The sequence below is a fragment of the Paenibacillus plantarum genome (assembly GCF_013141695.1).
GTDB classification, from domain to species: domain Bacteria; phylum Bacillota; class Bacilli; order Paenibacillales; family NBRC-103111; genus Paenibacillus_E; species Paenibacillus_E plantarum.
Genome location: NZ_WHNY01000095.1, coordinates 1 through 26,527 on the forward strand (window position 1 = coordinate 1; position 26,527 = coordinate 26,527).

The 26,527-nt window shown below is 46.7% G+C and carries 5 protein-coding genes; all 5 read left to right on the top strand.

Going from position 1 to position 26,527, the window contains the following annotated elements; translation table 11 throughout:
* The first annotated feature begins 75 nt into the window (after nt 1–75).
* Nucleotides 76–6,399, top strand: coding sequence for a discoidin domain-containing protein (locus GC096_RS38255; RefSeq protein ID WP_171638555.1), 6,324 nt, complete (start codon nt 76–78; stop codon nt 6,397–6,399).
* Between the two features lie 78 nt (nt 6,400–6,477).
* The gene (locus tag GC096_RS38260; protein WP_171638557.1) at nt 6,478–8,259 is read left to right on the top strand and encodes an S-layer homology domain-containing protein; all 1,782 of its coding nucleotides are present in this window, start codon (nt 6,478–6,480) and stop codon (nt 8,257–8,259) included.
* Between the two features lie 111 nt (nt 8,260–8,370).
* On the top strand, nt 8,371–12,855 hold the full coding sequence (locus GC096_RS38265; RefSeq protein ID WP_171638559.1) for an NPCBM/NEW2 domain-containing protein: 4,485 nt from the start codon (nt 8,371–8,373) through the stop codon (nt 12,853–12,855).
* A gap of 130 nt (nt 12,856–12,985) precedes the next feature.
* A complete protein-coding gene (locus tag GC096_RS38270; RefSeq protein ID WP_171638561.1) occupies nt 12,986–17,239 on the top strand; it encodes a glycosyl hydrolase family 95 catalytic domain-containing protein in 4,254 nt (1,417 codons plus the stop codon).
* Nucleotides 17,240–17,320: 81 nt separating this feature from the next.
* Nucleotides 17,321–26,425 carry a discoidin domain-containing protein gene (locus tag GC096_RS38275; RefSeq protein WP_171638563.1) on the top strand — a complete coding sequence of 3,035 codons (9,105 nt, stop codon included), beginning with the start codon at nt 17,321–17,323 and terminating at the stop codon, nt 26,423–26,425.
* Nucleotides 26,426–26,527: the final 102 nt, after the last annotated feature.

The following is a 26,527-nucleotide window of genomic DNA, read 5'->3' on the forward strand; positions in this document are numbered from 1 at the left end:
TTTTTTTGAATAAATCGGTAAGCGTTTCCAAATTATGGTTATGGCGTTTAGGCTATTTAAAAGGGGGTTGTATGGATGACTAGAAAAGTTGGAAAAAGAATATTTGCTTCTTGTCTTGCTTTTACTTTAGTTTCACCTGTGTTTTATGGATTAACTACTCAGAAGGCCAGTGCTGCTACGACTGCGATCACGTTAGATCCGAGTAATATGCAACAAGCATGGGATGGGTGGGGAACTGCATTAGCTTGGTTTGGAAATGTAACAGGAGGTTGGCCAGACGCTAAGCGAAATGCATTGGCCGATGCCCTCTATTCACCTCAAGGTTTGAATTTTAATATTGCCAGATATAACATTGGCGGCGGTGAAAATCCAGCTTATGAGACGATGCGTCAAGGTGGAGAAGTGCCTGGGTTCTCGCCATCCGCAGGAGTGTACGATTGGACGCAAGATGCGAATCAACGCTGGTGGCTCCAAGCAGCAAAAGCAAGAGGAGCTAATAAATTGGAAGCGTTCTCCAATTCTGCTCCCTACTATATGACGGTCAGTGGCAGTACGACTGGTCATACAGATGCTTGGAAAGATAACTTGAAATCGACAGAGTATGACAATTTTGCTGAATATTTGGCGAAAGTTGTCGAATATTTCGATGCGGAGGGGACTCATTTCAACACACTTTCCCCGGTGAATGAGCCGAATACGAATTATTGGGGATTTGGCGGGGGACAAGAAGGTTCGCATTGGGATACGGCTTCTCAAGCCAAAATTATTAATGCCACTCGCGCTAAGCTTAATGACAAAGGATTGCAATCTGTTCAGATTTCGGCCATGGATGAGACAAGTGTAGATACATTTATGACCAATTGGAACTCTTATAACGCTACAACTAAGGCTAACATAGGACAAATGAATACCCACACGTATAGTGGATCAAATCGAACTGCTGTGAGAGATGCCGCTAAATCTGCTGGCAAGCCGTTATGGATGTCTGAAGTGGATTTGGGTCCTTCGGGCGTTGCTCACAATCACGATGATTTTGAACCGGCATTGGCATTAGCCGAAAGAATAATGACGGATATTACTTGGCTTGAACCTAAGGCTTGGGTCCTTTGGCAAGCTATTGAGAGCGAGAAAAATATGCAGAAGGAAAACATGAACTGGGGTCTCCTTCACGCTGATTTCGATACACAAGATTGGTATTTCGGGAAAAAGTATTACGCGATGGCGCAATTTAGCAAATTTATTCCCCAAGGTTCGAGATTCATTGCTGATAACAATGACAACACATTATCGGCCTATGACCCTATACAGAATAAAATCTATGTTGTATATCGAAATGCAAATACGAGCAGCCAAGACATCTCCTTAAACATGTCAAAGTTTGATTCGATTACCGGGAATGCCACACCTTATGTTTCTTCCGCTACGGAAAACGTGGTCCAGCAGGGAAGTCTTCCGGTTATGAATAACACATTGCGTGCAACTGTTGGAGCGAAATCAATTACAACGTTCGTTATTGATGGCGCCTCGTATACGAGCAGCACCGTTATTCCTCAAAGCCAGATGAGTGTAACGGCAAGCAGCGCTGCCTCAGGGGAAGGACCAGATAAAACGTTAGATGGCAATACGGGATCCAATTGGCACTCTGCTTGGTCAGGCACGCCAGCTCCGGCTCCCCATTCTGTCATTTATAAATTGGATAAAACGAATGGAACAACTTATAACGATATTTATCAGTTGAAATACTTGCCTAGACAAGATAGTAGTTTCAACGGTGTTGCAACCAAATATGAAGTCGCTGTCAGCACAGACGGCACGAATTTCACGAACGTTGCCGAAGGCACTTGGAGTAACGACAAGTCAGAGAAAACGGCCACATTCTCGGCAGTGAGCGCTTCCTATGTGAAGTTCACAGTTATTCAGTCCAATAACGGATCTGGTACACAGTACGGGTCGGCTGCTGAAATCAATATCGTGAGAAAGCCAGGGTTTACAGTAGATAAGGCCATGCTAGACCGAGCAATTACTAGTGCAGAGGCGCTGCTTGCTACTAATCCAGAATTGACTGCTTTGCAAACGTTAGTTACACAAGCTAAGACAGTTCGTGATACGGTCAACGTAACACAGGAAGATATTTCGAAGATGGCAGGCAGTCTGGCTACGGAATATAACCTCCGTTACAGCCCGATCGGACGAATTCCACAAAGCCAAATGACGGCATCGTCAACGAGCTCAGCCTCAGGTGAATCATCAAGTAAGACGTTGGATGGAGACACCGGAACGAAATGGCATACGGCCTATGACGGTTCCTATACACCACTTCCACACACGATTACTTACAATCTTGGCAAGGCTTATGACGGTGTATACAAGCTTAGCTATGTGCCTAGACAAGATTCAGATTGGAATGGTGTAGTGACTAAGTATGAAGTTTCCGTCAGCACGGATGGCATCGCTTATACGAAAGTCGCAGAAGGTGCTTGGGATGTGGACAGATTGGAAAAAACAGCAACCTTCAGCCCGCACGGTGCTACTTATTTAAAATTTACGGCACTTGAATCGAAAAGTGATACTGGCAAGCAGTATGCATCAGCTGCAGAGATCAATATCTTTAGCATGGCTGGTTTTACAATGGATAAGTCCAGCCTCGTAGGAGCGATAGCAACTGCAACTACATTTGTGAATGGCTTTACGAAAGATCCTTCCTATTTGGTTAATTTGCAATCGCTTCTTACGCAAGGTACAGCGATGCTGAGTAGTGCAACCGCTACGCAGGAAGGAATCGTGAAACAGGCAGGAAAAATTACAGCTGAGATTGCAAATCTCCAAGTTGATGAACAGAAGATTACTGGTATTAAGGTGTTTTATGCGCCAGAAGCTTATTCTTCGAATCCTGCCAGTCTTATGCTGGATAACAACAATTCGACTTACTATGAGACCAACTGGGCATCGAACGGAAGAAAATACGCATCGGGCGATTATTTGATCATAGATCTGGGTCAGAGCAAAGCTGATGTTGGCAAGATCACGATTACACCAAGGCAAGATAAAGCAAACGGTAGATTTAAACAATTCAAGGTTTACTACAGCGATGAAGATTTAACGAATGTACCCGCTAACGGCACGCAAACGTATTTAAATCAGCACTTCACTTTTGTGGCGAATGGGACATGGGATGCTACAAGCACAAGTAGTCAGACAGCTACGTTCAATTCTAACAAAGCCAGATATGTTGCTATTCAGGCGATAACCACTGGTGGAGATGGCGATACGCTGACTACAGCAGAAATCTCAGTTAGTCAGAAACAAAGAACGGCTTTCGATACAAGCAGTTTGGACAATGCAATTGTTCAATTACGTACAGCTTTGAGCACTAGTCCGAAAGTAGCAACCACGATTGAAAATCAAATTGCAGCGATCGGTACGATTAGCGATTTGACGAAGGAAAGTATTGCTTACTACACCAAAGTTCTGCAAGACATGTACAATTTATACGCGACCATAGGTCAGACAGATTCCATTAAGAGCGGTGAAGTGTGGCTGGATGGAGACGGCGTTCCTATCCAGGCTCATGGCGGTGGCATTCTGTACAACGAGAAGAACAAAACATATTACTGGTATGGCGAAGACAAAACGGAAAATAATGTTGGCTCGGGTTATGTACCGGTAACAGGCGTTCACGCGTACTCTTCGAAAGATCTGTACAATTGGAAAAATGAAGGGGTTGTCTTGCCGGTATTCAACAACCCGCAACTAGGCGAAGATGTATTGTCTGGCGGAAACCTGCCACTGTACTTGGATGAGAATTCTGAGACTTACAAGAACAGCGGAGTTCCATTCGATCCTAATCGAGTTGTCAATATCACGGATCGAAATGGCGATTACACACGTTCGATGAAATCGCCGGTCAATTCGTTAAGCAAACATAATTCACCTGAACGCATAGCTGAGCTTAATGCATTGTACGCGGACAAAACAAATGCAGAGAAGCAAGCGATGTATAAAGAATTCAACTGGGATAAAGTTGTTGAACGTCCGAAGGTCGTCTACAACAAGAAAACGGATAAATATGTGATGTGGTGGCATCAAGACGGGCCGATCGCCGGTAAGTATTGGACGGCGGCAGGCGGCGTTGCGATCAGCGATTCGCCAGCGGGTCCATTCAAGTATCTCGACACGTTCCGATTGCCGAATAGTGGATGGGGTGGCAGCGAAGGAGAAGGCATGCTTCGCGACATGACGCTGTTTGTAGACGATGACGGCAATGATGCGACGGATGACAAGGCTTATCTGATTTATGCATCCGAAGGGAACGAGCGGACTGTCATCACGATGCTGAATGATGACTACACGGGTCCGGCTACGAATGCGAACGGTCAGTCTGTGGAAGGTACTCATTATGTGAGAGCTTTCCCATGGTACAGAGAAGCGCCGGCGATGTTCAAGCAGGATGGTGTCTATTACATGATTACATCCGGACAGTCAGGTTGGGACCCGAACCAAGCGGAATATCATGTGGCGACAAATGGCATATTCGGCCCATGGGAACATAAAGGTGATCCGTTCGTGGATGACTGGAAACACACGACACACGAAAGCCAGAGCACATATGTTCTACCTTACCGAGATGGCAATGGAGATCTTGTGCCGAATAAATTCATCTTCATGGCTGATCGCTGGTACCCGAGTGATCTGAAGGATTCCAGATATGTATGGCTTCCAATCGATTTGAATGCTCAGAATCGAACGATTGCCGCAAGATGGTATGCGGAGTGGGATTATTCTATCTTTAAAACAGGTACGACAGTGAGTTTCAACACAAACGGCGGCAGTGAAGTTCGTTCCGTTTACGGAGCCGTATCCGGTTCTACTATTACTGCACCAGAAGCTCCGACGAAAAATGGATTTACGTTCGCTGGCTGGTACCAAAATGCGGCATTAACTACCGGATGGGATTTCGCTGTTAATACCATTCCAGCAACAGATATCACCCTATATGCGAAATGGGAAGCCATTGCAGCACCAGTAATTACAGGAGTTATGCCAGTAAGCGTGGCTACGGCTACCTATGCTCCGCCAGTACTCCCTGCGAATGTGACTGTCGTTTATAACAATGATACAAACATAACGGCCACTAAATCGGTCCAGTGGAATCCGATTAACGCTTCTGCGTATGCAGTAGCTGGTACTTTTAGTGTGAACGGAACTGTAAATGGCACAGCCATACCAGCTGTAGCTAATGTTACGGTTACGGATAACGTGTATAACGTACTATCGATAGCAGTCACAAGTTCGACGTCGACGATTACCGTGAAGGATGGAAGTCTTCAATTGCAAGCTTCGGTGCTCCCTGCCAATGCGACGAACAAGTCAGTGGCATGGTCCGTCTATGAAACAGATGGCGTAACCCTTACTGATCGAGCAATTATCAATAGCAATGGAGTACTTACAGCTAAGAAGAACGGAATCGTGAAAGTGGTAGCAACGGCTACAGACGGCAGCGGTATCCAAGGCTCCACGTATATTATCATTAGTGGTCAGACACCTCTGCCGACTACTGTGATGCAGTCAACACTTACGGGCCCAGTCTCGATTCTAGCTGGCGCAGCATTCTCTACGAATTTTGGCTTAAACAACGTGTCTGCTAACGAATCTTCTTCGGTATACGCGATTGATATGAAACTGAAATTTGATGTGAATTCCGTTAATTATGTATCTGTGGACTTGTTAAGATCCGATTATGAATTGATTCCGACCATCACAAACGTACCAGGAGAAATTCGGATTATAGCTGCAAGCAAAGGAGCAGCGGGGGCTATAACAACAAGCGGAGATGTATTCAAGATCAATTGGACAGCGAAACCGAATATACCATCATTGCCGCTGAACTTTGAACTGACGAAGGTAGCTGTTTCTAATGGACTAGGTCAAAAAGTGGATTCCCAGTTAACTACTTTAATGGTTTCCGTTGGAACTGTGAATAAGACAACGCTTCAGACACTTATCGACATAGCACAAAACATCTATGATAAAGCGGTAGAAGGATCTGATGTCGGACAATATCCAATTGGTAAGAAGGCAGAGCTAGCCCAAGCGATTGCCATCGCCAAAACGATCAAATCGAATTCTGCGTCTACGCAGCAAGAGATCGATAATGCAGCTAATGTGTTAAATCAAGCGGTGCAAGTCTTTAACGAACAAATGATTACTGTCTTCGCACTAGGAGATGCCAATGAAGACAATTTAATCAATATTGGAGACTTAGGCACAGTAGCTTTATATTTCGGAATGAATACAGGAAGTGCGGATTGGAATAAGGCTAAAGCAGCAGACGTCGTTCATGACGGAAAGATCGACATTCTCGATTTAACGAAAATTGCTAGTTTGATCTTAGAATATTAAATGACATGAATTGGAAAGAGAAAGGAGAATCCTTTCTCTTTCCAGTTTCCTATGCTACTAAAAAAGGAGTGTGCCAAAATGCGCAAAGTTGGTTTATTACTAATGACCTGGATGCTCTTATTGACGGTATTACCGATCGGAATGGCCCTAGGGGCAGGGACTCCGTCATTCACAGCAGAGCCAAATATTTCTCAAGTGAAGGTAGGAGAGAACGTAACCATTACAATTCAAGGTCACAATGTAACGGATTTGTACGGATATGAAGTTGTATTAACGTATGACGCAGCGCGACTGGAATTCAACAAAGATCAATCGAATGGCTCATTTGAGGGTTATAAGGTTGTTAAAAATACTGGTAATCAAATTACTTTCGCTTTGACCAAAGTAGGTAAAGTAGCAGGTGAGAGCGGCGACCTTAGTATGTGTACGTTGTCATTCAAAGCTATTCAAAGTGGATCGGCTAACGTAAGTCTGCAAAAAATGACGACAGTGACTTCACAATTATTGCCTGCTGTTTGGCAAGTAAGCCATCAAGCTTCCATTCAGATTGACGCAAAGACCACTAATCCGGGCCCAGGTGGAGGTGGAGGTGGAGGTGGAGGTACAACGCCGACAAAAGAAGATCCGACTCTATATGTACCCAAAGAATCAGAAATGCGGATTGAGGGCGGCGGGACATCGGTAACCGCAGTTATCGATCGTGAGAGACTGACTCAAAAACTAGCAGATCTTCACACATCAACCAGTATGGATCATCCAGTTCTTAATTTTGATATTCCAGGGACTCGTGCATCGAACGCTGTAGAACTGCCACTGGATATCTTGCGCAACAGTCTGAAAGATAATCAAGGAACCATTTTGACGATTCGCACGCATTTAGGCACGTATGATCTGCCGCTTTCGATCCTAAACCAAGTTGGTACGGATGCCGGTTCAGATGCTAGCGCAACACTCATCATTCGCATTGATAAAGCGAAAAGCCAGCATGAACTGCAATTTGATCAATCCATCACAGAGAATGGTATGAAGCGAGTAAGCGATATCATCGATTACAAAATCATTCTGAAATCCAAGGATAAAGAAGAAGAGATCCACAATTTTGGCAACACGTTTGTAACACGTGTCATTCAATTAGATAGTGTCATTCAGGATCCTTCGAAGGCTACTGCAGTTGTGTACGACCCGATCACGGGGGAAATGCAATTCGTTCCATCTGTGTTCACAACGAAGAACGGTAAGACAGAAGTAACCATCATCCGTAACACGAACAGTATGTATGCTATCGTTCAGAATAAGAAATCATTTGACGATATGATTGGTCATTGGGCACAGAAGGATGTTGAGGAGTTAGCTTCCAAAATGATTATTAACGGGACAACGGATCACACGTATACACCGGAGATGCAAGTGACGCGGGCTCAGTTTGCAGCACTTCTCGTACGAGGACTTGGCTTACCAACCGAAACGACGCCATCCTCATTTACAGATGTTGCCGCTACAGTGTGGTATGCGTCAGAGGTAGGTACAGCAGCGAAATACGGCTTGGTCGAAGGTGTTGGCGAAGGCAGATTCAACCCAGATGCTCAGATTACAAGAGAGCAGATGGTCGTGATGATGATGAAAGCGATTGGGCTCGTTCAAGGAACATCAGCATTTAATGCGGCTTCGACGAATACTTCGTTCGCTGATCAAGACCTAGTGTCGGATTATGCTCGCAGCGCGGTAGCAAATGCCGTGGGCAAAGGTTTGGTTCAAGGCAAAACAGAAACGACTTTTGCACCTCAAGATGTAGCGACTCGCGCTGAAGCGGCTGTCATCATCAAACGAGTGCTTCAGTATGTGAATTTGATCAATAAATAATGGCTATGTCAAAGTGATTTATGGTAAGCCCGCTGTCAGCGGGCTTGCTTCTTCCCGTTAAGAACTTATTTCTGTTTTGAGCAAGTATTAAGCGCATAGGAGGGGAATTATTTGTATAAGAGGATTTCAACATGTGTAGGGCTAATATTTATGCTTTTATTTGTCTCAGTGGCCCCCGTGTTTGCGACTACAAATAATCAAAATATAGCAAGTCCTGTTGTAAATGATAGTTACACGAATCAGAAAAACTATGTGGACCTCAGGTTTGGCATGTTTATCCACTATAACATGGGAACCTATCATGATCAGGAATGGGTAACGCCAGGACAAGATCCACTTTCTTTTAATCCTGAGCATGTGAACACGGACCAATGGGCGACAGCCGCCAAATCCGCAGGCATCAAATATACGGTTCTTACGACCAAGCACCATGACGGGTTTGCCCTGTGGCCAACCCAATATGGCAATTACAATGTGATGAACAGCTCCTACAAGAAAGATATTGTGAGGCAATATGTAGATTCCATGCGTGCGCAAGGAATTTTGCCCGGGCTATATTTCTCTATCTGGGATCGTCAGCAAGGTATCGCGAAAGGGTCCATCAGCAGAGCAGATATCGAATTTATTAAAGGGCAACTAACAGAGTTGCTGACGAATTACGGCGAAATTCCGGTACTGATTATCGACGGCTGGGCCTGGGAGATGGGCCATAATGAAGTTCCCTACCAGGAAATTCGCGAATTGATCAAGCGCCTACAGCCTAATATTCTGATTGTGGATCACAATGGACAAACGCAGCCATGGGATGAGGACATCATTTATTTTGAAGAACCTAAGGGCGTTTGGGCACCTTCCAATAATACGTTTGCCGCAAACCAGGGCATGCCGCTCGTCTCCAATCAATGGTTCTGGCACAATTGGATGACGAATACAGAGCCGGCAAGCGTAACGAATATTGTGCAGGATCATCTAGGTTATTTGGAACCGCGTTATACAAACTTTTTGCTCAACGTTTCACCGAACCCAGACGGGGAGTTGGATAACAACGTAGTCAATCGATTAGCGCAGATCGGACAAGCATGGACTCCGAATCAATCGCGTCCTCCACTGCCGCAACAGCCAATCGTGATGGAGCATCCGATTACCGCCAATTCAGCAACGGCTACTAGCGGGAATGCGAGCAATGCGATTGATGGACTTATGGATTATGTAGGCACTTACTCTGAGACTGTTTGGCAAACCAGCGGATCTCTGCCTCAATCCATTACATTGGATTTGGGCTACACGTACAATAACATTAATATGTTGAATTACTTGCCTTCGCAAAATTTAACACAAGGCATGATTACTTCCTATACGTTATACGTGAGCGAAGACGGAACGAATTTCACTTCGGTTAAAAGCGGTACATGGGATGGGGACAAGACCATGAAACGTGTGACCTTCCCATCGCAAACAGCACGCTATGTCAAAATGGAAGTGAATGCGGCCGTTGGCGGCGGTTTCGCTGCTGCAGGAGAACTGGCAGTCGGCTCTTACACCAATGAAGTTCCAACTCGGACGGGGATTGACTCCTTTGATGTCAACACGTTGTATCGCATTGTTAATAAAGCGACCGGCAAAGCATTGGGAGTTGGGAATTTATTGACGAATGGAGCGGCTGTTGCCGGACGAACCCAATCGGGTGCGCTGGATCAGCAATGGGTCATCGATGATTTGGGTCTGGGCAAATATAAGATTGTTAATAAACAAAGTGGACGAGTTATGGATGTTACAGGCGCTAGTAAAACGCCTGGAAAACCAGTCATTCAATGGACAGATTCTGAAACTGCTGCAGATCCTTCAGCCATAAACCAGCAGTGGGCCATCTCCAATGTTGGCAATGGCTACTTCAAAATTACCAACGTAAACAGCCTGTTGGCATTGGAAAACAGCAACGGTTCTACAGCTGACGGAAATCCGGTTGTTCAAAACACCTATACTGGAAGCGACAACCAATTATGGAAAGTGGAGAGACTGCCTTCTCTGATTAGAAATGTGAAAGTGAACGGAGTGCCAGTCAAAGGCCTTCATGCTGAGAATCGCACAGCGACACTGGCTGTTTTGAGAGAGAAAAACCTGGAAGTTCCAACCGTTACAGTGGACAAAGCGTCTGAAGACGTCCAATTGGTCATCACCCCAGCTAACAGCTTGCCAGGCGCGACGACCATCACAGCTACTGCTGACGGCGGTGCGACGCAAGAAGTATACACGTTGAACTTTGAACTGGTGGATCGGTATGCGAGTGATCTGAACTGGTTAAGCGCATCCTCAGGCTGGTTAACCGTTAAGAAGGATAAAAGCCTGGACGGAAACGCGATAAAGTTAATGGGCAGCAACGGCGCTGTAACGTACGAGAAAGGCTTTGGCGTACATGCCGAGTCGAGAATTATGTTTGACATTTCCGATAAAAATTACAAGTCCTTTACCGCTCTTGTCGGGGTCGACCAAGAAATGGCCAAATCGCCGTCTTACGCTGACGTGGAATTCAAGGTGCTTGTAGACGGCGTAGAGAAATTTGCGAGCGGTGTAATGAAGGTTACCGACGTGGCTAAGCCGGTCGATGTCAGTGTAGCTGGCGCAAGCATCGTGGAACTTGTTGTTAAGCAGAGCGATAGCGATAATAGCGAGGATCATGCAAGCTGGGCCAATGCGACGTTTAGAGTTGCGGATGGCAAATCCGAACAGAAGGAAGAATTGCCTAGCGTTGACTATTTAAGCGACTTGGCTTGGGTAAACGCATCCTCGGGTTGGTTAACTGTTCAGAAAGACAAGAGCATCGATGGCAATGCGATTGTATTGAAGAATGGGGATCAGAATCTTTCCTTTGCCAAAGGTCTTGGGACCCATGCCAATTCAATAGTCAAGTATGATCTTACTGGCGCTAATTATGAAACCTTCTCCGCCTTTATCGGCTTAGATAAGGAAATTTACGGTGGAAGCAACAACGGTTCGATACAGTTTAAAGTGTCAGGAGTGAAGAACGATGACACGATCGAATCACTTTACTCCGGAGGTTTGTTGAAAGAGTCGGATGATGCCAAATTTGTAAAGGTAAATGTGAAAGGTTATAAAACGCTACTATTGGAAGTTACTGATTCTGGTAATGGAAACAGCGAAGATCACGGCGATTGGGCGGATGCGAAGCTGACTGTTGAAGCAGCGGTACCAGTAATTTCGGGAGTCATGGAAGTAAACGTGGCTACGGCTACGAATGTTCCGCCGATTCTGCCTGCGAGTGTCACAGTAAAATATAACAATGCGACAACCGCTACGAAATCAGTCCAGTGGAATCCGATTAACGCTTCTGCGTATGCAGCAGCTGGTACTTTTCGTGTAAACGGAACTGTAGATGGCACAGCCATACCTGCTGTAGCTAATGTTACGGTTACGGGAAACACGTATAACGTACAATCGATTGCAGTCACAAGTTCGGCGTCAACGATTACCGTGAAGGACGGAAGCCTTCAATTGCAAGCTTCGGTGCTCCCTGCTAATGCGACGAACAAGTCTGTGACATGGGCGGTCTATGAAGCAGATGGCGTAGCCCAAACAGATAAAGCAATCATCGATACGAATGGTTTGCTTACGGCTAAGAAGAACGGGATCGTGAAAGTGGTAGCAATAGCTGCAGATGGCAGCGGTATTCAAGGCTCCAACTATGTGATCATTAGCAACCAGCTACCATTGCCGACGGGCGTGCCGCAGGCAACGCTTACGGGTCCAACAATGATTCAAGCTGGTGCTTCATTCTCTACCAATTTTGGCTTAAGCAATGTGTCCGATAGCGTATCTTCCGCCGTGTATGCGGCAGATATTACCTTAAACTATAATGCCAATGCCATTGAGTTTGTATCTGTGGATTCGTTGAAATCCAAATTTACTGTGGTTCAGAAGACTACGGATGTACCAGGACAAGTTCGACTTATAGCGGTTAGTGAAGGAGAAGCAGGAGCCATTAAAATAAGCGAAGATGTAGTCAAGTTCAATTGGAAAGCGAAGCCGAATCAACAATCAGCGACGGTGAACTTTGAACTGACCAACGTAGAAGTTACTAATGCCCTGAGTCAAAAAATGGATGCCCAGCTAACCCATTTAATGGTTTCTGTTAATGGTGTAGATGAGGTTCCTGTAGCAGATAAGACGACGCTTCAGACGGTTATGACTATCGCGCAGTCCGTTTATGGCAAAGCGGTAGAAGGAACCGTAGTTGGACAATATCCGGTAGGCAGCAAGGCTGATTTAACAGCCGCTATCAACGCTGCCCATGCCATCGAATCGAATTCTGCGTCAACGCAGCAACAACTCGATGATGCGGCTAATGTGTTAAATCAAGCAGTGCAATTCTTTAATCAACGAATGATTACAGCTTTCGCGCCAGGAGATGCCAATGAAAGTGGTTCCATCGATATTGGAGACTTAGGCACAGTAGCTTTATATTTCGGAATGCATACAGGAAGTGCAGATTGGAATAAGGCTAAATCAGCAGACGTCGTTCATGACGGCAAGATCGACATTCTCGATTTAACGAAAGTCGCTAGTTTGATCGTAGAATAAGAAGTGATTTGAAATTTAAAGTTAATTCATTCATGGCAGTGAACCTTATGCTCGGCACAATGATCTCGATGTGCTGAGCATGAGGTTATCTCGTCAAAGTTGTACATACATAGAAGGGGGGATTTATAGCATGTCCTTTTTCAAAAGGAAAGTTTTGGCCAAGCGAATAACGGCAAGCGTTCTTTCAATGGGCTTGCTAATGCAACTGCCTTTGACTATCTCAATCGCTAGTGCTGCATCAACAACTACGTATACAGGGTCGTCAACACCACCAGAACATAAGCTGTCTCTGTGGTACAAGCAGCCAGCGACAGATTGGGAAACCGAGGCGCTGCCAATCGGGAACGGTTATATGGGAGGTATGGTGTTCGGTGGTGTCGCACAGGAACGTATTCAACTGAATGAGAAAACCTTGTGGTCTGGCGGTCCCGGTTCATCATCGTCGTATACGTACGGTAACCGGGACGGGGCTGCCGATCATTTGGCAAGTGTTCGTTCGAAACTGAGTACAGGGGACATCAATGGTGCGCATTCCGAAGCAAATTCTTACTTAACAGGAGTTAATAATGGCTTTGGCAGTTATCAATCTTTTGGCGACTTATATCTGGACTTCGCTGCTTCTCCAGCGTTGAACGTAGTCAATTACCGTCGTGAGTTGGATATTGAAGATGCTGTCTCACGTGTGAAGTATACCTTGGATGGCGTCGAGTATACACGTGAATATTTTATCAGCTATCCGGATAACGTGATGGTGACGCGTCTGACGGCCAATCAACCTGGGAAGCTGTCGCTTGATGTACGTCCAACGAGTGCCCAAGGAGGCACTATTGTTGCGAGTGGCAACAACATCCAGGTTCGGGGCCATGTAACGGATAACCAAATGCTGTATGAAGGCAATTTCCGCGTCCTGAACGAAGGCGGAACCTTGACGCCAGCGGGTGGCAAGATTACGGTTTCGGGCGCCAATTCAGTCACGATCCTCTCTACTCTAGGGACGAACTATGCCAATAGTTACCCGAGTTATGTGGGCGTAGATCCTCACGATACAGAGATGGCCACTATAAATGCTGCCGTAAATAAGTCCTATGATACGCTGCTAGCTGCTCATATCGAGGACTATAAAAAGATGTTTGATCGGGTGAAATTAGATTTGGGAGATGCTAAGCCAACATTACCGACTGACGAACTTCTTGCTACTTATGCAGGTACGAAAAGTAAAGCATTGGAAGTACTATTCTATCAATATGGTCGTTATTTGCTTATTTCTTCTTCCCGCGAAGGTACACTTCCTGCCAACCTCCAAGGCATATGGAATCAATCGAACGATGCCATTTGGAGCAGCGATTATCATTTCAATGTGAATATTCAAATGAATTATTGGCCGGCGATGGTAGCGAACCTCTCGGAAACGATGACTCCGCTCATCGATTATGTGGAATTTTTGCTCGTGCCCGGCCGGATTTCGGCCGAAAAGCATTATGGCGTTACGGGAGGTGGATGGTCAGTCGGCACGATGAACAACCCTTTTGGCTTTACCGCGCCAGGTTGGGAATATGACTGGGGCTGGTCGCCTTCAGCAAATGCTTTTGTGGCGAATAACATTTGGGAAAGCTATAAATTTTCAGGAGATACCACTCTTCTAAGTACACATGTTTATCCGATCTTGAAAGAGACTGCGCAATTTTGGACGAAATTCCTGATTACTGACACAGATGGAACGTTAGTATCCAACCCATGCTATTCACCTGAACAAGGTGACATCAGCACAGGATGTGCGTTCGATCAGCAACTTGTTTACGACCTGTTTACGAATTACTTGGAAGCTAGTGCTAAGCTTGGCGTCGATGGTGCCTATCGAGCTGAAGTTCAGAGTAAGCGGAATCAGCTGTCACCGATCAAAGTAGGCAGGTACGGTCAAATCCAGGAATGGAAGCAGGATATTGACGATCCGAACAACACACACCGTCACATATCACAACTGGTGGCGCTTTACCCAGGCAAGCAAATTAATAAAACGACGCCAGCTCTTATGGATGCTGCCAAAGTAACGTTGGAACATCGCGGAGACGCCGGCACAGGATGGAGTAAAGCGAACAAAATTAACTTGTGGGCTCGCGCCCAAGACGGCACGCATGCACACACGATTCTGGAAGGTCAGCTTACCGGAAGTACGCTGAAAAATTTATTCGATACCCATCCTCCTTTCCAAATCGATGGAAACTTCGGCGCAACGTCGGGCATGTCCGAAATGCTGCTACAAAGTCATATGGACAACATCGATATTTTGCCAGCGCTCCCTGTTTCATGGCCTACAGGAAGCTATCAAGGCTTAGTGGCACGGGGGGGATTTGAAGTTGGCGTGAATTGGAAGAATACACGGGCAACCAGCATGCAAGTTAAATCGAACAAAGGTAATCGTGCGGTCGTGTCCTACCCAATTTTGGCCGGGGCTGTCGTTCAGGATCAATTGGGCCAAAGCGTCGCGTATACGACGGATAACAGCAATCAAATTTCATTCGATACCCAAGCTGGATACACGTATACGATTAGCTCGATTCCTACCGAGGAACGCGATCTGTTCGATCAAAAAACGTTCAACTTGACGATTCAGCATAGTAATCTTCGCATGGATGTGAGCGGGGGTTCCAGCTCGGACGGCACGGCGATCATTCAATGGTCCGCAGGTTCCGGGGCAAATCAACAATGGACGTTTCTTAAAACGACTCCCGGATATTACGAAATCGTTTCAAAAAGCAGCTCGAAAGCACTTGCTGTAAAGGATGCATCGACAGCGGACGGGGCAAATATCGTCCAAAACACGTATACGAACGATTCGAATTACAATGATGAATGGTCCGTGGTGGATGTTGGCGGGGGTTACTTCCAATTGAAGAACCGAGGCAGTGGCAAAGTGATTGAAATTCCAGGAAGCAGTACAACGAACGGTGCACAATTCGTACAACGCACGGCGGGCACGGGCAATAACCAGAAATTCTTATTATCGTTCGACACAAAGTTGAATGATAACGATACAGGATCAGGCGACGCCCAGTTTGTGTACAGCCCCGGATGGGGATTCAGTTCATGGGAAGGCAATGCGTACAATGGCGATAACCACTATTCCAATCAGACGGATGCTTATGTCTACGTGCGGTTTACTGGCTCCAAAGTCCAACTGTACGGTGCTAAAAACAACAATCAAGGTAAAGCGGCCATCTCGATTGACAATGGTCCCGAAACGATCATCGATACGTACGCTTCATCCAGGTCAGATCAACAGAAGATTTTTGAAAGCAAGGATCTGATGAATCAAGAACATGTCCTGCGATTGAGAGTAACGGGGGACAAGAATGCCAACTCCAGCAATACTTATGTAACAATAGATCGTGCTGATATTGTGTCTCGAATCAATACAACCGTAGAAGACATGCATTATCAGGAGCTGGCTGCTCTTATAGACAATGCTCAAAGCAAGTATGATATGGCTGTTGAAGGCGACGGCAGCGGACAATATGCGGCTGGCTCGAAACAAACACTGCAAGCAGCCATTGTTGCGGCGAATCAAGTGCTCCAAAATGTTGTAGTAACACAACAGCAAATCATTCAAGCGGTTGATGCTTTGAATGCTGCGTTGCAAGCTTTTGATAATGCCATCCATGCTTCCATGGTTCAATCGATTGCGATCACAGGCGCTTCGATGAGTATTACCGAAAATGGGGGAAGCATTCCTTTAGGTGTAACGGTACTTCCTGCAAATGCAGCGAACAAAACAGTGACATGGTCTGTTTATGAAATTGACGGTATCACAACTACGGATAAAGCAGCCATCGATACAAATGGCTTGCTGACGGGTTTGAAGAATGGGGACGTCCAAGTAGTTGCGATTGCTAAAGACGGCAGTGGTGCACAAGGTTCCACTACGATTACGATTAGCGGTCAAATACCACAGCAGACAAATATACAGCAAGCTAAGGCAACTCTTCAGGCTGTCATGACTGTAGCGCAGTCCGTCTATGATAGAGCAGTTGAGGGAACCCATGTCGGACAATTTCCGATAGACTCCAAGGCAGTGCTACTACTTGCTATCAACGATGCCGATAGTATGTACTCGAATCCTGTGGCTGCCCAAGATCAGCTCGAAGAGGCGGCCAATATGTTAAACCAAGCGCTGCAACATTTTAACCAACAGATTATAAGAGTCTATGAGCCAGGAGATGTCAATGGAGATGGTTTCATCAATATTGCTGACTTGGGTTATGTAGCTTTACATTACGGAAAGACAACAACGAGTGCGGATTGGAATGAGATTAAAGGTGCCGACTTCATGCAAGACGGTGAGATCAACTTTTGGGATTTAGTGGGTATTGCTCATTTGATTCACTAATACTTTCACGTGAGATGGAAAGAGAAAGGCCAAGTCTTTTTCTTTCCATCTTTCCTATGCATAAAATAAGGAGTTGATGTAATGATAGTCCGGAAATTAAAAAGAATGATGGCGATTACAACATCGTTTTCTCTGTTGATCACGTTGCTATTCACGTCTGGGGTTCCTCCCATCGCACATGCAGCTGTGAGCGATCCGTTCGATCAAAAAACGTTCAACCTTACCGTTCAGAATAGTCAGCTTCGCATGGATGTCAACGGGGGCTCCACCTCAGACGGGGCTAAGATTATTCAATGGTCAGCAGGCACAGGGCTGAATCAACAATGGAAGTTTATCAAGACGGACACTGGTTATTACAAAATCATCTCTCAGAGCAGTTCGAAAGCACTTGTCGTACAGAACGCTTCAACAGTGGATGGTGCTGGGATTATTCAAAATAGTTACACCCAAGACACCGTCTACAATGATGAATGGTCTGTTGTGGATGTGGGGGATGGCTTCTATCAACTCAAAAATCGGGGCAGTGATAAAGTAATTGAAATGCCCGGAAGCAGCGGGGCAGGCGGTGTGCAATTCGTACAGCGCACAGCAAGCACGGGAAACAACCAGAAATTCCTATTGTCGTTCGACAGAACAGTGAACGATAATACAACTGGAACAGGGAATGATCAATTCACGTATAGCCAGGGCTGGGGCTACTACGGATCGCAATCTGGTGCATACAACAGCGACAACCACTATTCGAACACGGTGGACGCCAACGTGGTATTGCATTTTACCGGCTCCAAAGTACAGTTGTATGGGGCGAAAAACAATAATCAGGGCATTGCAGCTGTCTCTATTGATGATGGAACGGAAACGATGGTCGACACCTATGCCGCATCTAGATCCGATCAGCAGTTGCTCTTTGAAAGCACGGGACTTTCGAATAAAGATCATGTGCTGCGCCTACGAGTGACCGGTCAGAAGAATGCCAGCGCTAGTGGTACCTTTATATCGTTAGACCGTGCAGACATCCAATCGAGGATTGTTGAAGAGGCAGCAGGCAATTACTTTAGTCAGAGCACAGAGTCAATTGGTGGGGTCAATCATACCGTCATTACCCTTAACTACGCAGGCAATGACGCCGGCGAAGCGGTAAATGCGGCTATCGAGGCTGCCAAGGGTGCTCCTAAGCCGGTTATTCTGGACTTCCCGACAGGAACATATCATTTCAAAGCTTCGACAGCTAACAATGCGCAATATTATATATCTAATGCAAGCACATCCGGACAAACGCCAGACGGTTGGAGAAAAGTAGGTCTTTTATTTAAGGACATTCATGATCTTACTATTCGCGGCAATGGCTCCACGCTGATGTTCCATGGTGTGATGACACCGATCGTTATGGACCATGCGACGAATGTCAAGATGAACGGGATTAACATTGATTTCAACCGGCCTGTTGTATCGGAGATGACCGTTACCGAGGTTGGAAACAATTATATGAAGGCCAGCATTCATGCAGACTCCTGGTATACGATCCAAAATAATCAGTTTACTTGGATGGGGGAAGAGAATTGGACGCAGAATGGCACTCAAAACGTTAGTGCTGTCCAAGAATTCGATCCCGTAACAAAGAATACGTGGAGGGTTGGAAACCCGCTAAGCGGTGTAACCAACGCACAGGATTTGGGGAATCGCGTCGTACTATTCAATTATGGGAGCCGACCGAATGTGACAGTGGGCCACACGTTCCAGCTTAGGGACACAGTTCGTAGAGAACAAGGAACACTCATTTATCGAAGCAAGGATATCACGTGGACGGATGTCAATTTTTACGCGGCGCCAGGACTCGGCATCATTAGCCAATACAGCGAGAATCTGACGCTTGACCGCTTGAACTTTGCACCTAAGGCAGGTAGCGGGCGGACAAACGCGTCGATGGCAGACTTCTTGCAAGTATCTGGAAGCAAGGGCGATATTCGGGTAACGAATTCCCATTTCGCAGGTGCACAGGATGATGCTATTAATGTTCACGGCACTCATTTGCAAATTGTCCAGATTCCGTCATCCAACCAGGTGAAAGTACAATTCATGCACCCAGAGAGCTGGGGTTTCGATGCCTTTGCCATTGGTGACACCATTGAATATGTGAACAAGTCGACTTTACTTTCCAAGGCAAGTGCGGTAGTTACCGCTGTAACGCGTGTGAACGATACGCAAATTATCCTTACACTGGATAAGGCGGTGCCTACTTCCGTAACGACTAATGAGTTTGTCGTAGAAAATGCTACATGGACGCCTAATGTCAGTATTACGAATTCGACGTTTGAAACGATTCCGACCAGAGGTATTCTGATGACGACGCGCGGGGCTGTGCGTATTGAGGGGAACACGTTTAACGGCATGCCGATGAGCGCGATTTTGATTGCCGACGATGCGAACAGCTGGTATGAATCCGGTATGGTGAAAGACGTCATTATCCGCAATAATACATTTACTAATAATGGGAACGCGGTGATTAGTGTTGAGCCTAGCACGTCCCTGGCTAATCCGAATAAAACGGTGCACAGCAATATCTTGGTTGATGGCAACCAGTTTATCCAATCTAGCGGAGACTCTAAGATTGATGCCAAGAGTGTAAACGGGTTTACGTTTACGAACAATACTGCAGTTCAAGGCGGTTTGGAGCTTAATTTAGATGCCTCAAAAGCCATAACGATTGCAGGCAACAGCTTTAACCCGAGTAATGTTACGAAGAAAATTAACATGAATAACATGTACTCGGACGAGGGTTCGATCAACGCGACTCAAGGTTTTGTTGTCTCACGAACAAATTCTCTTACGCCACTGGATCCGAATGAGATTCCGCAAGAGCTCATGACGGCTGTAGCAACTAGCAGCCGTAGCGGAAACGAGGCGAGCAACGCCATCGACGGAGACCCTTCGACGATTTGGCATACGGAATGGGATCCGATGGCGAATTTACCGCAGTCGATCACATTGGATCTTGGAAGCTCGCTATCCATTTCGAAAATGCGGTATATCCCGCGAACGAATGAACAACCCAACGGCAACATTACAACATACCAAATCGCGACAAGCACGGATGGATCTTTATTCACGAACGTTGCAAATGGCACTTGGGCGGATAACAGCAGTGAGAAAAGTGCTGAATTTCCACCGACTACAGCCCGATATGTGAAGCTTACGGCTACAGCAGGCCATGGCGGATTCGCTTCCGCAGCAGAGCTCCATGTTAGCAAGGCGGCGAGCAACGTCCATACGGAGGAACTTGTTGCGCTCATTGCGACTGCGAAAGGCAAACATGACAGCGCGGTTGAAGGCAGCAGCAACGGGCAATACCCGACTGGCTCCAAACAAACGTTGCAGACAGCTATTGATGCAGCCAATCAAGCGCCCGGTGCACTTACACAGCAGGAAATACAACAAGCCGTGGATGATTTGAACCAGGCGCTTCAAGCATTTGAATCTTCGGTCATCTCTTCCGGACAGTCCGGGCAGTCTTTCGTTCCCGATCCAACGAACCGAGAGGAATTGAATTTCAACACGGGTTGGCTGTTCGAGCGTGCAGATGTCAGCGGAGCTCAGGCACCAAATTTCGACGATAGCGGCTGGGAAGGCGTTAATCTGCCTCATAGCGTGCGTCTGGAGCCGAAGATCAACGGGGGCGACAATCAGAGCTATCAAGGCTTCGCCACCTATCGAAGACACTTTTCACTGGACAACTCTTACAGCGGTAAGAAACTGTTTGTCGAATTCGAAGGAGCGATGACGAACGCCGAAGTATGGGTAAACGGCACGAATCTTGGCATTCATCACGGAGGTTATACGCCATTTTCAGTTGATATTACGAACTATGTGCAATTGGGTGGCGCAGCGAACGTCATTACAGTAAAGCTTGATAACCGCGACGATTCGCAAACGCCTCCAGGCAAGCCGCAATACGATTTGGACTTTGCCTATTTCGGTGGACTTTACCGAGACGTTAAACTGCATGTGATGGACAAACTGCACGTTTCCGATGCAGTATATGCGAATAAGGTGGCGGACGGCGGTATTTTTGTCACCTACCCATCGGTCAGTACGGCCGAAGCGACGGTGCAAGTGAAAACGAATATCATTAATGAAAATACGACTGCTAAATATACCAGCGTCAAAACGACGATTGTCGATGATAACAATCAAGTGGTTGCCACTATGGTGAGTGATGGGCAGCAATTAGGAGCTGGCAGCGATCATACATTCGTCCAATCGACGACGATAACTAACCCGAAACTGTGGCATCCCGATCATCCGAATATGTACACGGTGTATACCGCAGTGAATGACGGGACCGATTTTGTGGATAGCTACAAGACCCGAATCGGTATACGGCGGATTCAATTTACGCCCGATCAAGGGTTTCTCATCAATGGTGAAAGATTAATGCTGAATGGCGCGAATCGCCACCAGGAGTATCTGTATGTCGGCAATGCGATGCCGAATGCTGGGCAATACCGCGATGCCAAGCTGCTAAGGGAAGGAGGCTTTAATAACGTTCGTACGGCTCACTATCCGGATGATCCCGCTTTCCTCGATGCGGCTGATGAGCTTGGACTGACCGTCATTGAACCGACACCAGGATGGCAATTTTTCGGAGATTCCGTGTTCCAACAGCGGTCCTATAAAGATATACGGGATATGGTTCGCCGCGACCGGAACCATCCGAGCATTATTATGTGGGAATCTAGCCTGAATGAATCGGAATACTCGCTGGAATATGCGCAAAATGCTCATAATGCTACCCATGAAGAATATCCGGGCGATCAGACGTATACGTCCGCGGAGTGGGGAAAATGGGGCGAGCAAATTTACGATGTAACGTATAAGGAATTGAATTCAGCAACAAAACCGCTCTTTTCAAGAGAATGGGGAGATGATTGGACGGAAAGCGCTACAGATCCGACAGGCTATCGTTCCGTTCGTAAAGTGGGCGAAACTGACATGATTAACTCCCTGATCAAGCGCCAAAACGCGCTGAATGGCAACGGAGCCTCTACCAATGACTGGGCGGGTCTCAACGCCAATCCGCGCATCGCTGGAAATGCAGTGTGGAGCTTCAATGACTATAACAGAGGATATGATAACGAACAGGGCTACACAGGCGTCGTGGACTTGGACCGCTATCCGAAATTCAATTATTATTTCTTCCAAAGTCAGCGAGATCCTGAGGTGATTCTAAACGGCGTCGATTCCGGGCCAATGGTGTTTATCGCTAATTATTGGACGTCATCTTCTGCGAGAGACGTAACCGTCGCCAGCAATGCAGAGCAAGTCAAGCTTTATTTGAACAATACACTGATAGCTACTCAGAATCCTGACAGCGGATTATCCCATGTGGAACATCCGACGTTCACCTTCAAAAATGTCTCTTGGGCGGCGGGAACATTGCGAGCGGATGGACTGATTGGCGGCGTGGTTGTGGCATCTCATACCGTGAGTACGCCAGGACAGCCGCATCATCTGGCCGTCGAGTATGATACGAAAGGGAAGGGACTCGTTGCAGATGGTTCCGATCTCGTAACGGCTTATATTACGGTGCGGGACGCGAACAACAACATCGTTCCGACGAATGCCGTTTCGGTTTCCTTAAACTTAAGCGGCCCGGGCGGGATAATCGGCAATGGGGTAACGCGAACTTACGCTAATCCGGTGGCGGTGGAAGGCGGCGTTGCCGCTGCAATCGTGAAATCTTCACGTAAGTCTGGCACACTGAAGCTGACAGCCACGGCGAATGGTTTGCTCGCAGGAAGTGCCGAAATAACTAGCGAAGCTAGTCAAAGCGTGTTCGTGCCTGGTGGAAGTGATGGCGGCGACAGTTGGTTTGAAGGCGAGAACGTCGCTTTGAACAAAAGCGTGACAACAAGCAGCGAGCAAAGCGAAAATCCCGGCTCGAACGGCAATGACGGGGACGAAGCGACTCGTTGGACAGCATCCGAAGGAAGCTCGGGACAATGGTGGGAGGTCGATCTGGGAAGCTCTTATAACATTACGGGTTCCGAACTTGTGTGGGCGAGCGAGAGCTCCTATTATCAGTACAAAATCGACGTATCCGAAGACCGAGTCAACTGGACGACGGTTTTGGACAATACACAGAATACGTCCTCGGTAGAGAGAAAGCGGGATCAGCTTGCGGCTAATGCGCGGTATGTGCGCATTACAGTAACGGGAGTTGAAACCGGACTAGCAGGGTTCAAAGAGTTTAAAGTGTATGGCGTGCCTCATATTCTAGATGAGGTGCAGCAATACCCAGCTCTGGTGAATGTCGCGTTCAATAAGCCAGCTACGGCTAGCAGTTCGATTAGCGGCCACGAACCGTCGCTAGTGAATGACGGAAACAACATTTCGTGGTGGGAGGCAAACGGCAACGCTCCTGCATGGTGGCAAGTGGACCTAGGCGCTTCCTACGATTTGAAAGGCAGCAAAGTGTTATGGGGTAAAGATAGTATTTTCTACACGTACAAAGTGGAGGTTTCTGCTAACGGGACAACATGGTCTCAAGTCGCAGGCAAGACGGCTTCTGGTCAGAATTTGAACCCTGACAACTATACGGCAACCGGTATCCGGTACGTTCGGGTGACTGTTGATTCGCTTTCCGGTGGCACCGGTAATGAGAAGCCAGCGATTAAAGAATTCCATGTTTACAGCGAACCCGTAAACATTGCATTAAACAAGCCTGCAACAGCAGACAGCTCCCAAAGCAACAACCCTGCCCAGGCCGGCAACGACGGTAATGAATCCAGCCGTTGGACGGCAAATGACGGAAACGTCGGGCACTGGTGGAAGGTTGACCTTGGAGCTGATTACAACTTATCGGGCACCCGAGTAAAGTGGGAAATTAAAAATAAAAGTTATGAATATCAAATCGAGGTTTCGAACGATAATCAGAACTGGACTTTAATTTCGCAAAAAACAAGCACGCAGCAAGCCCAATTCGACTATTTTAATGCGAGTGCAAGGTATGTGCGCATCAAAGTCACGAATTTGTCTTCGGGGACATGGGCGAGTTTCTGGGAATTTGACGTATACGGCGCAGTTCCGATTGACACGTCGTTGATTCCGCAATCGCAAATGACAGCTACGGCAACGAGTGAAGAAACAAGCGGTGCGAACAATGCCGCTTCGCAGGCGATCGACGGAGACCCATCGACGATCTGGCATACGAAGTGGGATTCGGCGGGGAATTTACCGCAGTCGATCACCCTTGATCTTGGAAGCGCGCATGTTATTTCGAAGCTAAAGTATTTGCCAAGGCAGAATGGGCAGCAATACGGCAACATTACATCTTATGAGCTGTTGACGAGTCGGGATGGATCGGCTTACACGACAAATACAAGCGGTACTTGGAGCGACGATAGTAGCCAGAAAGAAGCGGCATTCGCGCAGGTCACAGCCAGATATGTGAAGCTTACGGCTAAGGCGGGGTATGGCGGATTCGCTTCCGCGGCTGAAATTAACGTCGTGAGAAACGAGATGGATGACGACTATCAAGGACTTGCAGCGCTCATCACGAGTGCGCAAAGCAAGCACGATAATGCCGTTGAAGGCAGTGCAAACGGTCAGCATCCGGTCGGCTCGAAACAAACGTTGCTCGACGCCATTGTTCAAGCAAAGCAAGTACGCGATGGTGTATCAGTAACGCAGCAGCAACTACAGCAGGCTGTAACTGATTTAACTGCTGCTATTCAGGCGTTTGAAGCGTTCACCAGTGTGAATGTACAAGCAATTACTGTTACTAGTGCATCAGCAGCTATCGATGTGAAGGGCGGGACTCTTCAATTAGGAGCTACAGTACTTCCTGTCATTGCTACGAATAAGTCTGTGACATGGGCGGTATATGAAGCCGATGGCGTAACCGTAACGAATAAAGCATCAATCGATACGAATGGTTTGCTTACAGCCCTGAAGAACGGAACCGTGAGCGTGTCCGCAACTGCACTAGACGGCAGCGGCATCAAAGGTTCATATGCGATTACAATAAGTGGTCAATCATCATCCGTCTCATCTGTCACATCCATCTCTGTCTATGGAGAAGGTGCTGCTCAAGCGATCACCCTCAAAGACGGAACCCTGCAAATGCATGCTGTCGTATTACCAGTGGGTGCAAGCAGTCATGTAACTTGGAGCATTTGGGAAACCGATGGTGTTTCAGCAACAAATAAAGGAACCATTAATGCAAACGGCGTACTTACAGCTGCGAACAACGGGATTGTGAAAGTGGTAGCAACAGCTACAGACGGCAGCGGTATTCAAGGCTCTAATTATATTTTCATTAGCGGTCAGACACCATTGCCGACGGGCGTGCCGCAGGCAACGTTTACGGGTCCAGCATCGATTCTAGCTGGAGCTTCATTCTCTACCAATTTCGGCTTAAGCAATGTGTCCGATAGCGTATCTTCCTCGGTGTACGCGGCCGATATGACATTAAGCTATAATGCCAATGCCATTGATTATGTATCCGTGGAATCGCTACAATCTGGATTTAACGTGATTCAGACCAAAACGGATATACCAGGACAAATTCGGTTTATTGCTGTAAGCGAAGGAGTAGCAGGAGCAATAACAACAAGCGGAGATGTATTCAAGTTCAATTGGAAAGTGAAGCCGACTCCTCAATCATTGGCGGTGAACTTTGTACTGACTGGCGTAGCGGTGTCTAATGCCCTGGGTCAAAAAGTGGATGCCCAGCTAACCCAGTTAACGGTTAATGTTACTGTTGTAGATAAGACAACACTTCAGACTGTTATGACAATAGCCCAGTCCGTTTATGGCAACGCGGTAGAAGGAACCTTAGTTGGACAATATCCGGCAGGCAACAAGGCGGTGCTGCTGGCCGCTATCAACGCTGCTGCTAGTATGGACTTGAATCCTGCGGCTACCCAGGTGCAGATCGATGGGGCAGCAATTGTGTTAAACCAAGCCATTCAACATTTTAACCAACAAATCATTAGCGTCTATGCACGAGGAGATGCCAATAAAGATGGCTCCATCGATATTGGAGACCTGGGTAAAGTAGCTTTATATTACGGAAGGGATACAACGAGTGCGGATTGGAATGAGATTAAAGGTGCCGACTTCAATAACAACGGCACGATCGACATTATCGATTTAACGGGTATTGCACAGTTAATTATTCAATAACATAAATGTGATACGCAAGTAAGCGCGAGTTACGAGGAAGTTATCCCCTCCAAACTCGCGCTTTTTTATATAACCCCCAAAAAATATCAATGCAAGCACAAA

Bases quoted from the DNA above. Each gene is read 5' to 3' on its own strand.
- GC096_RS38255 (WP_171638555.1), top strand. From the start codon at position 76: ATGACTAGAAAAGTTGGAAAAAGAATATTTGCTTCTTGTCTTGCTTTT.
- GC096_RS38275 (WP_171638563.1), top strand. From the start codon at position 17,321: ATGATAGTCCGGAAATTAAAAAGAATGATGGCGATTACAACATCGTTT.
- GC096_RS38270 (WP_171638561.1), top strand. From the start codon at position 12,986: ATGTCCTTTTTCAAAAGGAAAGTTTTGGCCAAGCGAATAACGGCAAGC.
- GC096_RS38260 (WP_171638557.1), top strand. From the start codon at position 6,478: ATGCGCAAAGTTGGTTTATTACTAATGACCTGGATGCTCTTATTGACG.